This window comes from Francisella sp. SYW-9, from assembly GCF_008711465.1.
In the GTDB taxonomy this organism is placed as follows: Bacteria; Pseudomonadota; Gammaproteobacteria; order Francisellales; family Francisellaceae; genus Francisella.
Window position 1 is genome coordinate 92289 of sequence record NZ_VXKQ01000008.1, and the last position, 13659, is coordinate 105947.

Consider the following 13659-nt stretch of genomic DNA (forward strand, 5'->3'; position numbering starts at 1 on the left):
TTTTGATAATTATTTTTCTCATACCTAAGCTAGCTCCATTATTGGAGGAGGAAAAGAATCACTAGATACTTGATTTGCCAGCCCATAACTATAACCAGCTGAATTTAAACTTAACAGTATTAATATAGAAAATATTGCTTTTTTCATTTCAATTAACCTCTCATTTAACTCTATATCTCACACTCCTATTATGATCAAAAATTCTCTTATAGTTAAATATATAGTTCTTACTATTCCTATAACATTATCTTATACATATAATTTATATATTTTGAGACAGTACTTTCTCTTAGGTTTACATAGGCGCATATGGCTATAATTTATTATTAAAATAAGCTATGATATTTTAAACCCACTCTTCATTATTTTTTGATATGAACTCTAGGTCTATTGGCTCAATTTTTCTTATAATTGGTACAACCACTGGTACAGGAATGTTGTCATTACCGCTAATTGTATCTGCATGCGGCTGTTTTACCGCAGTGATACTCCTAATTCTATCATGGAGTATAATGTATATCGCAGCTAAGAAGCTTTTAAAAACCTGTGCCGAACATCCTCTTGGTGCTGATTTTACATCAATAATGTATTCAAAAGTACCAAAGCCATATTTGATATTTTTTACTATTATCTACTTACTTTTCTTTTACTCAATGTTATCCAGCTACATCTCTCAAGGCTCTTCACTTTTATATAATTTAGATGGCATGTATCATTTAAATAAATCTCAAACAGGTATATCTTCAATTATTTTTATACTAATATTTGGAGCCTTAATATTTAGTTATAAAATCAGTGATTATACAAATAGAATCTTTGTTATTTTTAAATTTATATTTTTTATAATAGCAATAATAACTATGTTATTTTACATAAATACTAATTATTTAAGTGATTCTCCTGCTGGAGCATCTGCAATTATATATGCTTTCCCAACTATCTTACCTGCATTTGTATTTCATAGCATAATCCCCTTCATCTATGAATATCAAAAAGGTGATGTAAAACGCATAAAAAAAGATATCTTAATAAGCAGTATAGCTGTTCTAATTATTTATATAGCTTGGGTTTTCGTATCATTAGGGGTCATTCCTCAACATAACCAGTATAGTTTCCATAGTCTTTACTTATCAAATAACTATACACCAAGTGGCTTAATTCATGAAATTAGACTTATATCAGGATCCAATATACTAGACTTTGCATTAAATTTATTTATTCATTTTGCAATAATAACTTCATTTATAGGTGTTAGCATAGCTTTAGTACACTATATCCGAGATATATTTAATAAATATAATAAACATCTCAGTAGTTTGGCTTTAATACTAATATACTTTATCCCACCGTTGGTCTCTGCTGTACTATATCCTTCAGAATATATACTTATTCTTCAGTATGCCTCGATATTTACTGTTATTATATTTATCTATACACCAATGTTTCTTAATACAAAAACAGATCTTAAAATATATTTTTCTCATACGTATATAGTATCTATCGGGAGCGTGATTATTCTATTTGAGATATTTAACTTATTCTATGAAACTAACCCTTTTATGTGGTTTTAATAAAATCTTTTAATTTCAAAATTTAATTAATGATGAATATAACAAATAAATGGCACAGGACCAACGAATCATATACTTTAAAATATTGATGTATAAAGTTTTAATTCTAAATAAAAGTACCAATATAGCAAAAAGTACCCTATATCTTGATACTTTTTACTTAAGATGCTAGCTGCATTACTGGAGGTGGAAAAGAACCTCTAGATACTTGACTAAAAGAGCTATAACTAAAACCAGTTGAAACTAAACTTAAAACTATTACTGTTGATAATATTACTTTTTTCATTTTGATGATCTCTTATAATGTAAATTTTATATTGCTATTATGATCTTTGATTTAATTAAAGTGAAATATATAGTTTCTATGAACTCAATAAGATTAAGTTATGCAACAATATTAGACTTTTAAATGACATTTGATTTTCTTTTGAGTATTTCCAGTTTCTTTATCAAATATACTTACTATTTACCAAGGCTCTATTTCATCTATTTTGCGATACTTAAGCTTTGGTAGTATATATTTTATCAAGTAATCTTTTATTTTGCCTATAAGTATCTTCTGATCTCCAAAGGTCTCCCTTTAATATCAAAGTATTTATTAGCTATATTTACAAATAAACTATCTGCTTGTAGTTTTTACTTTTCTTTACCTATCTTTGGATTCTTAGAAGCTTATTATATTCCGATACCTTATCTCTGGCCTCTGCTATTGATATATCTTTATACTTTCCAAGAGTAATCTTATCTCTAGTACCATTGTATGTAAATCTGTAGAACCAACTATGATTACCTCCAGGTCTAGCCAATAGGTATAGTCCATCACCATCTCTATAGGCTTTGTCTTTCTCTAATTCTTTTATTTCTTTTGATCTTTCTATTAATTGTTTAGTTAAAATACCCATAATGATAAATAAAAAATCTCAAGGTACCACAAAGTCAGAGATTGGGCAATACAATTTGATACGTGATGATACAATGAAAGTATCTCAAAGTATTGATTTTATTATGATTATGATACAGCTTGAAACAGCATGAAATAAGAATATGGTGCCCGGGGCCGGACTCGAACCGGCACGGAGGTTAAGCTCCGAGGGATTTTAAGTCCCTTGTGTCTACCAATTTCACCACCCGGGCAGTATGGAGGCTGAGGCCGGAATCGAACCGGCGTCCAAGGCTTTGCAGGCCTCTGCATAACCATTTTGCTACTCAGCCACACATGCAAGAGTATGTGGAGCGGGAAACGAGGCTCGAACTCGCGACCCCAACCTTGGCAAGGTTGTGCTCTACCACTGAGCTATTCCCGCTTTATAGAGACATATATTACCCTATTTAAAAGTTTTGTCAACACTGATATACGCTAAATTACTATAATATTTTCTTTATTTTATTATTGGTTTAACTATTAACATCAAAAGTTATTTTAAATATTTTCTGTATATCGTTTATTAGCTTAATGTTAGGTGATTTACTTAGATCAACTTTCCCATTTTTTTGTTGCATAGGGTTATGTCTTTTTAATGCTTTAGTATCATCTACCAACATATTTAATAACGCTGTCTGATTCACAGGCTTATTAGCTTTAGCATGTATACTTATATTTTTAGGATTTTGTAAAAATATCGCAAAAGATGACAATACCTTTCTCAAGAACGGATCTTGCTGCTGTGTTGCAAAAAGTTGCAATAACGCACCATATGATCCAAGCACTTGTTGCGGTGTTGTATTTGGATCTTTATTAGTATATCTAGCAATTTTCTCTAATAGTCCACTATTTGCAAAACTAAAATCAATGTCTGTCAAACATAGCTGATTGTCGCAATTATATAGATCTTTCTGGTTTTTACCATTTGCCCCAACATACGGTAATAAACTTAGCTTACCATTAACTATAGCCTTAGTGCTTGCGCTTAAGTTAGCTAAACCATCGGCTTCTAAGTTAAAGTTATTATTATATTTTGAATCTTTATAACTATTGTTTGAAGTTATTTTTATATTTAAATCTTTTTTACCTAGAATATTTAGGACTTGTTGCATTGGTGATTTTTCAGAGAAAGAATCTTTATTAAAGTTCAAATCAATAGCAACATCTGCAGAATTTGTCTCAATATATGCATTTTTTAGGAAAGCATTAGATCCACTTACTATATCTTCTATTGGAGTATTATTTAAATCAATACCATCAACTATAATATTATATTTAACATGACTTTGTGTGCCTAAATTACCATTAACATTAAACTCAAGTTCGCCCGGTGTTTTACCTAAAGATCCGTTAATATCTAAGCTTGGTGTTTGCTTATAGTCTTTACCTAAATACTCCGAAGTTATTTCTTTCAAAACTTCTGTAAAGTTACCATCAAATTCAAGGTTTTCAATTTTTGAGCTCATCACCTTATTTTTTAAGCTTGCTAAGAAGTCATTATCAAAGCTAGTATCAGATAAGTCAAAGCCTTTTAACTTAACATCTTCTTTAACAAAAGCTTTATTATTCACTGTAGAGTCAAGATCAAATTTTAATGTACTATCACTATGATCATAATCAATTTCAAAGTTATAAACACCCTTACCTATAGTGTTCATAACTATCTTATAAAGACTACTATCACCAGATAGATCCTTATGATCCACTCTTGCACTAACAACATTACTACTTGCAATAGAGGATGCTAGATTTGTAACCTTTAAACCTTCTACTTTTACAGAGACATCATCATTAATCTTTTGATTAACCTTCAAGCCTTTAACTATAAGCTTATCGATAGATAAATTAGGATTATCTTTACTACTACTTACTATTAAAATATTTGAAGCGGTAATATCACCATTACTATCTTTATCAACCTTACCCACTGTAATATTAGTTTGAAAAGGAAATAAAGAATCCAAGTTACTAATAATAGTGTTTTTTATAACACTATTATCCTGTGTGGTAGTCTTATGTGATGGTGTAACTACCACAGCATATAGATTAGTAGTTGCTAAAGTAGCTGTACAGATTGATGTCACTAAAAATGCTTTTTTAAAACTCATTTTACCCCTCTTTTTAGTTTATTTTCTCTAATTTTAAAAAGTCTAAGTCTTTCTTACGTAATGAAAAGATTCCACAATTTGTCTCAAATGCTATAGGGCCGCCAAATATAGATTTATTTATAACAGTCATTTGTTGACCTTCTATAACTCCCATAGCTATTATCTTATCTTTAAAAGCATTTGGACAGCTTTCATGAAAACCTTTAATAATAAATTTATCATTTTTCTGATAGCTCATAACAAAACCCTATATATTTTTATATCACTATTAATTATAATCTTTGTTTAGTATAACACTAATAAATTAAACCATAGTTTAGTTTATAAAAAAATTGTTGCCAAAATAAAGCTTATGAAAGATCTATCAAAACTAGATATACCTAAAAAACAAAAGAGTGAGGTTCCTCAAGAGCCAAAGAAAACTAAATTAAATAAGAAAAAGAAATTGCTAATTATCGGTGTAGTATGTCTTTTGTGTATTGCTGTTGCTTCAAAACTTATCAACAAGCATTTAAAGAAAATTAGAGCTGAAGAAAAAGCAAAAATAGAGCTACAAACAGATAAAAACAAAACAGCCACAAAAGACTCTAAGCCTGATAAAAAAACTAATAGTGATCAAAAGCCTAACTTCTCTGAGAATACGCCTAGTGGCAAGATGGTATTTACATTTTATGATAACCTCAAACACGATAGTGTCAGTGTAAATGTCGAACCTGAAGCTAAGCGAGCTCAATATAAATATACATATATTTACCAAGTTGCATCTTTTAGAAATATGGATGAAACATCTTGGTATGTTAGCAAAATGAAAAAAGTTGGCTTAAATCCACAATTCAAACGTGTCGGAAATTGGGTTAGGATGTACATAGGTCCATATGATAGTAAACGAGCTATGGCTCCAGACATTATTAAATTACAAAGAATAGGTCTAAATGGTGGATTCCCTAGAGAAATTAGTCGCACCAAAATAGAACCTAAAGATGATAAAAAAGACTCTAAAACATCTGATAATAAAAAAAATAATACTACTGAAGAAACTCAAGATTAATAAATAGTAATTAAAAATTATTTTTTAACTCTCGTAATTTTACAAACATATCTCTACCTAGTAAATGACCTGGTAATGCTTGCTTAAGAGTACTATCATTAATTGACCTAATAAATATATTAAGTCTACTTTCCTCTGCCAAGTCAACTATTGGTTTTGCTTCAGCATCTAAGTCACCAATTTGCTCTCTATAGTGTTTAAAACTTTCATCATCCGGTAAAATGCTTAAAGCAAAATCTAAATTACTTTGCCAGTAATCATGGGCTGGATAAGGTTTAATATCTGCATCTAATTTTGCTATTCTAACTAATGATTCATATAGCTCATTTACATCTGCTGTTTCAGCATGAACACCACCAACCCCCGCATTGAAAAGTGTATCGCCACAAAATAGCGCTTTCTCTTTCTCAAACAAGAAGCTCACATGGTCTGAAATGTGCCCAGGAGTATACATAATTTTAAAACTAGCAAAACCTAAGTCAATTGCATCACCATCTTTAACATATACATCCGGCTTAAATAAATCATTATCTGTATATGCATAAATCTTAGCACTAGGATATAACTCTACTAACTTTTTTACTCCAGCTATATGATCTCCATGCTTATGCGTTATAAGTATAGCCTTAAGCTGTAAATTATTTTCTCTAATAAAATCATCAAAAATGTCAGCTTTTAAAGGATCTACAATTATTGCATTATTATTATCATATAAAAGATATTGGTAGTTTCTCAAGCTATTGTTTAAGAACCATCTTTTAACTTGCATATACAAACCTCTTAATTAATTACTTCTATAAACTAGTCTTGCTTCAGATAAGTCTAGACCTGCAGTTTCACCATTTTTTATAAAAAACTTACATAAAATATGTGAATATTTTTCCAAATCCGACTTTGAAAGCAAGTCTTTAATATTTCTCTCAATATAATCATAAATCATTTTAAAACTTACATTATCTGATTTAACTACAGCTAACTCTAATAATGTAATAATACTACTATAGTCACTATTGCCTTTATCTAAGATTTTAGGTACTAGTTTTGAAACTGGAATACCCAATGCATTAACATAAAGCCTCAACATTTCTGTAGACAAATTTAAATTATTTAATTGTTTTTTTGCAAATTTCTCTGCAAGAGTCATCTCATTAAACCCTACTAATTGTTCTAGATACACTCTACTTAAAACAGGTGTAGTGTCTGATTTAGTATAAATATCTGACAATTTATCAACATTTTCTGCTTGTTTTAACGCTAGTATTATTAGCTTTTCTTCAATATCAGTTCTTAAATAAGCATCATATTTTTCCAAAATCTTTAATGCAAAAGTATCGTCTTTATCAGACAAAGCAATAGATCCTGCCAAATTTGCAACACTTGGTAAAAATCTATTGTCATTACACTCAAGTAATACTAAGACTCTTGTCTTAGCTTCCCCAAGCTTCTGCACCATATAAAACTTATATACTTCAAAATATTTATATGTAAGACTATCACTCTTTAATTGCTTCAAAGACTTTTCAAGCTCTTTCACCCCACCTGAAGTAGATATCATTTCAAACTTCCTAAAAAGAATATAATCTCTCAAATATTTAGGTGTTAATTTCACCAAAGCTGAAACACTTATTTGTTGCATTAATTTGTTATTTTCTAATGAAATATCAGCAACTATATCTATGAACTTTTCTTGTTTATCAACTACAAACAAGCCAAAAAACCAACTAAACAATAAATAAGGAAAGCTGAATATTAACCTGATAATTCTAACACCAAAAACTATTAAAAAAAATAATATAGCTATTGCAAAAACAAATGCCACTAAATTCATCTTTATAGTTTTATCAGATAAAACAAGCATAATGTAACCATGATATTTAGTAGCCCAAATACCAACTATCGTAGCTATGATAACTGCTATTATAAGTTTTATAATATTTATCATTTATTACTTCCTTTTTTACTTGCACTAACTTTTAGCTGAGACTCTTTAGTTAAAAGTTCATTTTGCTGACTCGATAATTGATTAATAACTTTATCAAGAGCATTATTCAGATCTTGAGTTCTTCGAGCTTGAATATTTTGTATAGATTTTTCAAGGTTTTTTGCATTATCATCTTGAACGAAGTACTTTTGTAAAATATTTGTAATATTTATTTTTGCTTTTGTAATATCAGCTTCATTATTTGTATACATTGCTGTTTGTAAAGCTATTAAAGATTGGTATAAATTATCAGATATAAATTGTTTTGCTTGCTTGCTTGATACAATAGTTTGATTTTTAGGTATATCTTGAATCTCCACGATCGAACTTAACAGCTTCATATATTTACTCTTAGTCTGATTCCCTTTTGCCGAACTAGCATTTTCAGGCGTTATATACTGTAACTTACCAAACTGCTGTTCAATATTAATAAATTCTTTTATTACATCCTCTTTAGAAGCATAATTTTTCAAAACATTTTTGATATTTTGGCGATCATTTGCACTGATATTTGCAACCTTACTTGCTTGAATCTTATCAAAAGCCATACCTACCAAATCATTTGCTCTTTGAACATCTCCACTAAACGCTACAACATCTTTAGCTAAAATTAGATAGTCAATAGCTGACTGAATATTTATAATGCTCATCTGCATATACAAATCTTTTGCAGGAGTCTCTAACTGACTATTTACTGTAGTTAACTGTGATTGGATTGCTTTTATACTATTTTGTTGTGAATCATTTTGACTACTTAAATCATTGATAATACCATTTTGATCATTTTGAGCTTGTTTAAGCTTATTTAGCAGTTTTTCTAAAGAAGAATACTGCTGATTTGTATCATTAGTTTTATTTTTATGTTTGATTACTGAGTCAGCTGTCACATATCCAGCCATGCCTATAGCTACTAATGATATTACAATACTAAATTTAGATAGACTTGATTTTGATTTTTTTACTTTAGTTGTGTCTTTTCCTACAATAGTGCTTTTAGCATCACTACTTTGCTGATGGGAGTTTTTTGTTGCCGACATTTTTACTAGCCTCTGTGATTTCCAGTATTTTTTTATAAATATAATCGTTGTTTATTTTCTCAAGCTCTAAAGTATTCTTAAAGCCTTGCTTATTTACAAATTCTAGCATTTTTGAACTAGTTATGGTAATAATTGCGTCTATCGGGAGTGATGTTTTTGCAAAAACTCTAATTAATGATTTAAATACATCGAGGCTTGTCACAACTATAAGTTCTGGATATTTTTCTGAAAAGAACTGTTTATATTTAGCTTCTAAAAGATCAATATCTATAAACACCCTCTCATATATTTCAAACTTTTTACACTTTGTTACTTTAGAAAGCTGTTTTATTAAAAGATCATTACCCCCCACGCCAGATGCTATCGCATAGTTTTGTTGAGATGGATTATCTTGAAAAATCAGTCTAAATAATTCCTGAGAATTATACTTAGTATGAGGATATTTTGCTACCAAACCAAACTTAGCTAAAAGATTAGCTGTACTAGCTCCTATTGCGTATATTTTTTTGTCTGCAAAAAATTCTGGTGAATACTTTTTAAATAAACCTTGAACTGCATATTTGCTTGTAAATATAATCGAGTTATACTCATAAATTTTTTTAGAAATATCTTTATAATAAATTTTTATAGTTGGTAGACTAATAGCATTACAGTTATGAGAATTAAGTAACTCAACTAAACCATAAGCATCTTTTTCTGGTCTACAAACAAGTATTTCCATTTACTGATTTCTAGTAGCTGTTGCGTATATGAAATTAAGCATTGATTTTAAGCCATTAGCCCTATTTGAACTTAAATTATTACCAAAGCCAATCTGCTGGATAAAATCAGTATTTGACTCTAATATTTCAGTTGGAGTTGCATTATTATAAACTTGCAACAATATAGCTATAAGCCCTGAAACAATTAATGCATCACTAGTTGCAATAAAATTTAACTTACCATTTTCAACACAGCTATCAAACCAAACTTGTGATTGGCATCCTCTAACTAGATGATCTTCCGTCTTTCTATCCTCAGGAAAGTCTGGCAACTGTTTACCAAGTGAAATAATATAGTCATATTTATCTTCCCAGTCATCAAAAAAAGATAACTCTTCTATTAACTCTTGCTGTTTCTCTATAACTTGATTAGTCATTTTATTAAAAGTAAATTAGCTAAAAACTTAGCGAATATATTAACATAAATACAGATTCATATAAAAGATTATAAAAAGCTATAAAAACTTTAAAAAAACATTGACAGCACATGAAAAGGATCATATAATACATCTCGTTACTCCCCGATAGCTCAGTCGGTAGAGCAGTTGACTGTTAATCAATTGGTCGGCGGTTCAAGTCCGTCTCGGGGAGCCACAAAAAATTTCAGAAAAGTTCTTCATGCACTACTATAAATTAAGTTTTACTTAGAGCTGTTTAGTAGTTTATATTTTTCTCCTCCTTTCTTATCTCTAAATTATGAATTCTAAACAGCTCTAAGTGCGCGTGTACATAATGTATAAATTAGATTTATGTAACATAAAACATACATAACTTAAATTTATACTTAATGAAAAAATAATTAATTTTTAATCATCTGCCATAACTTTATTACTAGAAAGATTCTCCCTATCTCATAGAATACTATCGATTTAATAATACTTTATTGAATATAGATCATATGTTTATTAAACCCACCTATTTATCAGTCATTTATCTTTTATAAACAACTGCGAAATTCGCTGTAATAATTATTGATTTATTTTTCTTTTATTATAAAATATTTAGTCTTAAAAGTTCCGATGTTTGAAATAATCCCTATATTTAACATCTTACTTTTGGGCTCATAAAAAATGACTTTAGATAGAGACTCCTTTTTAGTTTTTTCATATCTCCTTACTTTCCCTATCTAAGGTCAATTTTTATATTTTATAATATTTTTTTTGCTATAATTTAGCTCATATTTTGATTTATAAAACTTATTAAACTTATGAAAGCAACTCAAACTCTTATTGCTACAACTAAAGAACTTCCAAAAGAAGCTGTACTTACTAGCCACCAATATATGCTAAAAGCTGGTCTTATTAAAAAACTGGCTTCGGGTATATACACTTGGATGCCTATGGGACTAAAAGTATTACAGAAAATCCAAGAAATTGTCCGTTCAGAGATGAACAAAGCTGGTGCTAGTGAGTTACTACTACCAAGCATATTGCCATCGGAGCTTTTACAAGAAACTCACCGTTGGGATAAGTTTGGACCAGAGCTTTTAAAACTTAGAGATAGACATGACAGAGATTTCTGCTATGGCCCGACTCATGAAGAACCTATAGTAGATATGGCTAGAGATACTATTAAAAGCTATAAACAACTACCTTTAAATTTATATCAAATCCAAACAAAATTTAGAGATGAAATACGCCCTCGTTTTGGAGTAATGCGTGCTCGTGAATTTATAATGAAAGATTCATACTCTTTTCATGAGAGTAATGAATGTCTAAACAATACCTACAAAGTAATGTATCAAACTTATTGTAACATTTTAGATAAAATAGGTTTAGCATATCGTCCGGTAAAAGCTGATAGCGGTGCTATTGGTGGTGATAATAGCCATGAGTTTCAAGTACTAGCAAATGCTGGTGAAGATATTATCTGTTATAGTAGCGATAGTGATTACGCTGCAAATATAGAGCTCGCTACTTATGCAAAACCTGATCTTAGCAAAAGAGAAATATCGCAAAACTCAATAGAAAAAATTCATACACCAAATATAAAAACTATTGAAAAACTTTGTAAAGAAATGAAGTTTGATATTAAACAAACTATAAAAACTATGGTTATAAAAGATTCCCAGGGGAAATTCTTTGCATTAGTAGTTAGAGGTGATCATGAGCTAAATGAAACAAAGATTCATAAGCTTCCGCAAGTATCTGCTCCATATACTTTAGCTTCACGTGAAGAAATTTTTGGGCTTTTCAACGCAAATCCTGGCTCACTTGGAATATATAACTCCCCTATTCAAATAATTGCTGACTATAGTGCTGTAGCAATCTCAGATTTATGCTGTGGTGCTAATGAAGATGGTTATCACCTGACAAATGTAAATTGGGATAAAGATGTAACTAACTATGAAGTTGCTGATATCAGAAATGTAGTTGCTGGAGATATTTCTCCTGACGGTAAAGGCACTCTAGAGTTAACAAATGGTGTAGAAGTTGGTCATATCTTTGAGTTAGGAGATGTCTACTCAAAACCAATGAATGCGACTGTAATTGCTCAAGATGGTAAATCTAAGCCTATATTAATGGGATGTTATGGATTTGGTGTATCTCGAGTTATGGCTGCAGCTATCGAACAATCACATGATGATAAAGGCATAATATGGCCAGAAGCTATAGCTCCATTTGAAGTCGCTATACTTCCAATCAATTACAATAAATCAGAGAATGTCAAAAAAGTTGCTGATACTTTATATCAAGAACTATCAGTAAAAGGAATAGATGTATTATTAGATGATCGTGGTGCAAGACCTGGAGTAATGTTTGCTGATGCAGATCTTATTGGCTACTCTCATCACGTTGTAATCGGTGACAGACTTTTAGAGCAAAATCTAATAGAATATAAAAACCGCAAAACCCAGGAAAAACAAGAAATAACCCTAGAGCAATTAAGAAATCTTTTTTACTTATAATTATCTATAGGAACACCTATAACACTATTAAAATCATAGAATTTTGCAAATGCGATATTACTATATGTATTTTTATCGGCCGTAATATCATTAATGAAAACTGTCTGCCCTATATATTCAGGAAGCATTGGTAATACTGGATTACTAACATTATTCTGATGGCAATACACAATCAGGCTTTTACGGTCTTGTTCAAACTCATATATTGAAAAATAAATACTAAATATTAAATAAAGCTGTATAACTAATAATATAGAAAAAAGCCAACTTAATTTCTTCATATTTAAATACAACTTGTCCATAAAATTACTGCTATGATTATAAAATTGCTGTAAAAAAGCAATAAAGAAAATAACATAATAAATAAGCAACACTCTTTGATTTAATGCATAAGATTTTGCTACTGGTGTTAAAACAAAAATACTTCCAATAAGAGCTATACTATAAATGCTCGCCTTAAGTCTAGAGACATTTTTATTTAGAAATATAAGAATTAAAAAAAGTGCTATTAATATTATAAGTATTGTAGTGTCAGGGCTATTCATTATTTGACTTATCAAATTTACCAAATTTCCAAAAATTGAAATATCTACATTTGATGAAGTAGCAGAATCTAGCCTTACATAGTTTCCTGGAGCTGCAATTAGAATAACACCTCCAACAAAACAACTAATAAAAAAATAAATTATACTTTTATTAATATTCTGCCTAGATATTTTCTTATCTATAAAATAAGCTAAACAAAGTAAAAGAGTAACCCCAACGAATATCTCGTTATATAACCCTATAAAAAAACCAATAAGTAAGCTAAACACGATACTTGACTTATCTTTTATAATAGTTAAATAATAAAAAACTGTTAATAACGTTATTCCCCAAAAATACTGTATTGCGGCAGTTTTCCAAATTATATTGGCTATAAAGCCTGTTTGATAAAAAACAAATATGAAAAAGAATACATATAGCAAAAAGTCTTTTGATAAAATTTTACCTTTATCTAGAGTTACAATTCTAAAAGAAATTAATAAAAATAAATAAAAACAAATAGAGTTTAAAATATTGATAATAAAAACCAATATATGAATATACGACTTATTAAGGAATAAATAAATTAATGCCTGAGCTGTTATTCTACCAGTCCAATGAAAATAGTTTGAGCCTATACCTCTTAGATAAATTATAAATCCTTTACTAAGAGCATCAGTATAAGCCCTCCCAAAATCATCTGCTCTTAATGGCTGTAAATAATTTAATAAGAAGAAATAAGATACAAATAAAATTGATATTACAAAGATAAAACAATATTTTTTTCTCATTAGTTTA

The 13659-nt window shown here is 29.5% G+C and carries 15 protein-coding genes and 4 tRNA genes; 5 read left to right on the plus strand and 14 right to left on the minus strand.

Going from position 1 to position 13659, the window contains the following annotated elements; translation table 11 throughout:
• Positions 1 to 24 precede the first annotated feature (24 nt).
• Complete coding sequence (locus F3D62_RS13035; RefSeq protein WP_263478751.1) at positions 25 to 147, minus strand: hypothetical protein; 123 nt, start codon at positions 145 to 147, stop codon at positions 25 to 27.
• A 227-nt stretch (positions 148 to 374) separates the two neighbouring features.
• Between F3D62_RS13035 and F3D62_RS04075 the strand changes: the two genes are divergently transcribed.
• The gene (locus F3D62_RS04075) at positions 375 to 1571 is read left to right on the plus strand and encodes an aromatic amino acid transport family protein (protein WP_150466975.1); all 1197 of its coding nucleotides are present in this window, start codon (positions 375 to 377) and stop codon (positions 1569 to 1571) included.
• A 160-nt stretch (positions 1572 to 1731) separates the two neighbouring features.
• On the opposite strand, the gene F3D62_RS13040 is transcribed toward F3D62_RS04075, so the two are convergent.
• Entirely contained in the window at positions 1732 to 1857 is a 126-nt protein-coding gene (locus tag F3D62_RS13040) for a hypothetical protein (RefSeq protein ID WP_263478752.1), read from the minus strand.
• 364 nt (positions 1858 to 2221) lie between these two features.
• On the minus strand, positions 2222 to 2473 hold the full coding sequence (locus tag F3D62_RS04080; protein ID WP_150466976.1) for an Arm DNA-binding domain-containing protein: 252 nt from the start codon (positions 2471 to 2473) through the stop codon (positions 2222 to 2224).
• A 1-nt stretch (position 2474) separates the two neighbouring features.
• Here F3D62_RS04080 and F3D62_RS13045 point away from each other — a divergent pair, with 1 nt between their 5' ends.
• Positions 2475 to 2606 (plus strand): hypothetical protein, encoded by a 132-nt coding sequence (locus F3D62_RS13045; RefSeq protein WP_263478753.1) that lies wholly within the window; start codon positions 2475 to 2477, stop codon positions 2604 to 2606.
• Between the two features lie 10 nt (positions 2607 to 2616).
• On the opposite strand, the gene F3D62_RS04085 is transcribed toward F3D62_RS13045, so the two are convergent.
• The 5 genes from F3D62_RS04085 to F3D62_RS04105 form a co-directional block, all read right to left on the minus strand.
• Positions 2617 to 2705 (minus strand) — tRNA-Leu (locus F3D62_RS04085).
• 4 nt (positions 2706 to 2709) lie between these two features.
• Positions 2710 to 2783, minus strand: a tRNA-Cys gene (locus F3D62_RS04090).
• Between the two features lie 17 nt (positions 2784 to 2800).
• Positions 2801 to 2875: transfer RNA gene (locus F3D62_RS04095), tRNA-Gly, on the minus strand.
• 91 nt (positions 2876 to 2966) lie between these two features.
• Positions 2967 to 4601, minus strand: a complete 1635-nt coding sequence (locus F3D62_RS04100; RefSeq protein ID WP_150466977.1) for a hypothetical protein — start codon at positions 4599 to 4601, stop codon at positions 2967 to 2969.
• A gap of 13 nt (positions 4602 to 4614) precedes the next feature.
• Entirely contained in the window at positions 4615 to 4839 is a 225-nt protein-coding gene (locus F3D62_RS04105) for a ferrous iron transport protein A (protein ID WP_150466978.1), read from the minus strand.
• Positions 4840 to 4953: 114 nt separating this feature from the next.
• Here F3D62_RS04105 and F3D62_RS04110 point away from each other — a divergent pair, with 114 nt between their 5' ends.
• Positions 4954 to 5649, plus strand: a complete 696-nt coding sequence (locus tag F3D62_RS04110) for an SPOR domain-containing protein (RefSeq protein ID WP_150466979.1) — start codon at positions 4954 to 4956, stop codon at positions 5647 to 5649.
• 10 nt (positions 5650 to 5659) lie between these two features.
• On the opposite strand, the gene F3D62_RS04115 is transcribed toward F3D62_RS04110, so the two are convergent.
• The 5 genes from F3D62_RS04115 to F3D62_RS04135 are packed head-to-tail and all read right to left on the minus strand — an operon-like array spanning position 5660 to position 9805.
• Complete coding sequence (locus tag F3D62_RS04115; protein WP_150466980.1) at positions 5660 to 6418, minus strand: MBL fold metallo-hydrolase; 759 nt, start codon at positions 6416 to 6418, stop codon at positions 5660 to 5662.
• 15 nt (positions 6419 to 6433) lie between these two features.
• Positions 6434 to 7591 carry a heme biosynthesis HemY N-terminal domain-containing protein gene (locus tag F3D62_RS04120; protein WP_150466981.1) on the minus strand — a complete coding sequence of 386 codons (1158 nt, stop codon included), beginning with the start codon at positions 7589 to 7591 and terminating at the stop codon, positions 6434 to 6436.
• Complete coding sequence (locus F3D62_RS04125; protein ID WP_150466982.1) at positions 7588 to 8667, minus strand: hypothetical protein; 1080 nt, start codon at positions 8665 to 8667, stop codon at positions 7588 to 7590. Before F3D62_RS04125 ends, F3D62_RS04120 begins: the two co-directional genes overlap by 4 nt.
• A complete protein-coding gene (locus tag F3D62_RS04130) occupies positions 8633 to 9388 on the minus strand; it encodes a uroporphyrinogen-III synthase (protein WP_150466983.1) in 756 nt (251 codons plus the stop codon). Before F3D62_RS04130 ends, F3D62_RS04125 begins: the two co-directional genes overlap by 35 nt.
• The gene (locus F3D62_RS04135; RefSeq protein WP_150466984.1) at positions 9389 to 9805 is read right to left on the minus strand and encodes a SufE family protein; all 417 of its coding nucleotides are present in this window, start codon (positions 9803 to 9805) and stop codon (positions 9389 to 9391) included.
• A gap of 141 nt (positions 9806 to 9946) precedes the next feature.
• On the opposite strand from F3D62_RS04135, the gene F3D62_RS04140 reads away from it, so the two are divergent.
• Both F3D62_RS04140 and F3D62_RS04145 read left to right on the plus strand, forming a co-directional pair.
• Positions 9947 to 10022 (plus strand) — tRNA-Asn (locus F3D62_RS04140).
• A 613-nt stretch (positions 10023 to 10635) separates the two neighbouring features.
• Complete coding sequence (locus tag F3D62_RS04145) at positions 10636 to 12336, plus strand: proline--tRNA ligase (RefSeq protein WP_150466985.1); 1701 nt, start codon at positions 10636 to 10638, stop codon at positions 12334 to 12336.
• On the opposite strand, the gene F3D62_RS04150 is transcribed toward F3D62_RS04145, so the two are convergent.
• The gene (locus tag F3D62_RS04150) at positions 12327 to 13652 is read right to left on the minus strand and encodes a DUF6056 family protein (protein ID WP_150466986.1); all 1326 of its coding nucleotides are present in this window, start codon (positions 13650 to 13652) and stop codon (positions 12327 to 12329) included. The two genes, F3D62_RS04145 and F3D62_RS04150, sit on opposite strands and share 10 nt — an antisense overlap.
• Positions 13653 to 13659: the final 7 nt, after the last annotated feature.

Excerpts from the sequence above, each read along its gene's own strand:
- F3D62_RS04105 (WP_150466978.1), bottom strand. The coding sequence starts at position 4,839 with ATGAGCTATCAGAAAAATGATAAATTTATTATTAAAGGTTTTCATGAA.
- F3D62_RS04115 (WP_150466980.1), bottom strand. The coding sequence starts at position 6,418 with ATGCAAGTTAAAAGATGGTTCTTAAACAATAGCTTGAGAAACTACCAA.
- F3D62_RS04135 (WP_150466984.1), bottom strand. The coding sequence starts at position 9,805 with ATGACTAATCAAGTTATAGAGAAACAGCAAGAGTTAATAGAAGAGTTA.
- F3D62_RS04130 (WP_150466983.1), bottom strand. The coding sequence starts at position 9,388 with ATGGAAATACTTGTTTGTAGACCAGAAAAAGATGCTTATGGTTTAGTT.
- F3D62_RS04150 (WP_150466986.1), bottom strand. The coding sequence starts at position 13,652 with ATGAGAAAAAAATATTGTTTTATCTTTGTAATATCAATTTTATTTGTA.
- F3D62_RS04075 (WP_150466975.1), top strand. The coding sequence starts at position 375 with ATGAACTCTAGGTCTATTGGCTCAATTTTTCTTATAATTGGTACAACC.
- F3D62_RS04110 (WP_150466979.1), top strand. The coding sequence starts at position 4,954 with ATGAAAGATCTATCAAAACTAGATATACCTAAAAAACAAAAGAGTGAG.
- F3D62_RS04080 (WP_150466976.1), bottom strand. The coding sequence starts at position 2,473 with ATGGGTATTTTAACTAAACAATTAATAGAAAGATCAAAAGAAATAAAA.
- F3D62_RS13035 (WP_263478751.1), bottom strand. The coding sequence starts at position 147 with ATGAAAAAAGCAATATTTTCTATATTAATACTGTTAAGTTTAAATTCA.
- F3D62_RS04125 (WP_150466982.1), bottom strand. The coding sequence starts at position 8,667 with ATGTCGGCAACAAAAAACTCCCATCAGCAAAGTAGTGATGCTAAAAGC.
- F3D62_RS04100 (WP_150466977.1), bottom strand. The coding sequence starts at position 4,601 with ATGAGTTTTAAAAAAGCATTTTTAGTGACATCAATCTGTACAGCTACT.
- F3D62_RS13040 (WP_263478752.1), bottom strand. The coding sequence starts at position 1,857 with ATGAAAAAAGTAATATTATCAACAGTAATAGTTTTAAGTTTAGTTTCA.
- F3D62_RS13045 (WP_263478753.1), top strand. The coding sequence starts at position 2,475 with ATGATAAATAAAAAATCTCAAGGTACCACAAAGTCAGAGATTGGGCAA.
- F3D62_RS04120 (WP_150466981.1), bottom strand. The coding sequence starts at position 7,591 with ATGATAAATATTATAAAACTTATAATAGCAGTTATCATAGCTACGATA.
- F3D62_RS04145 (WP_150466985.1), top strand. The coding sequence starts at position 10,636 with ATGAAAGCAACTCAAACTCTTATTGCTACAACTAAAGAACTTCCAAAA.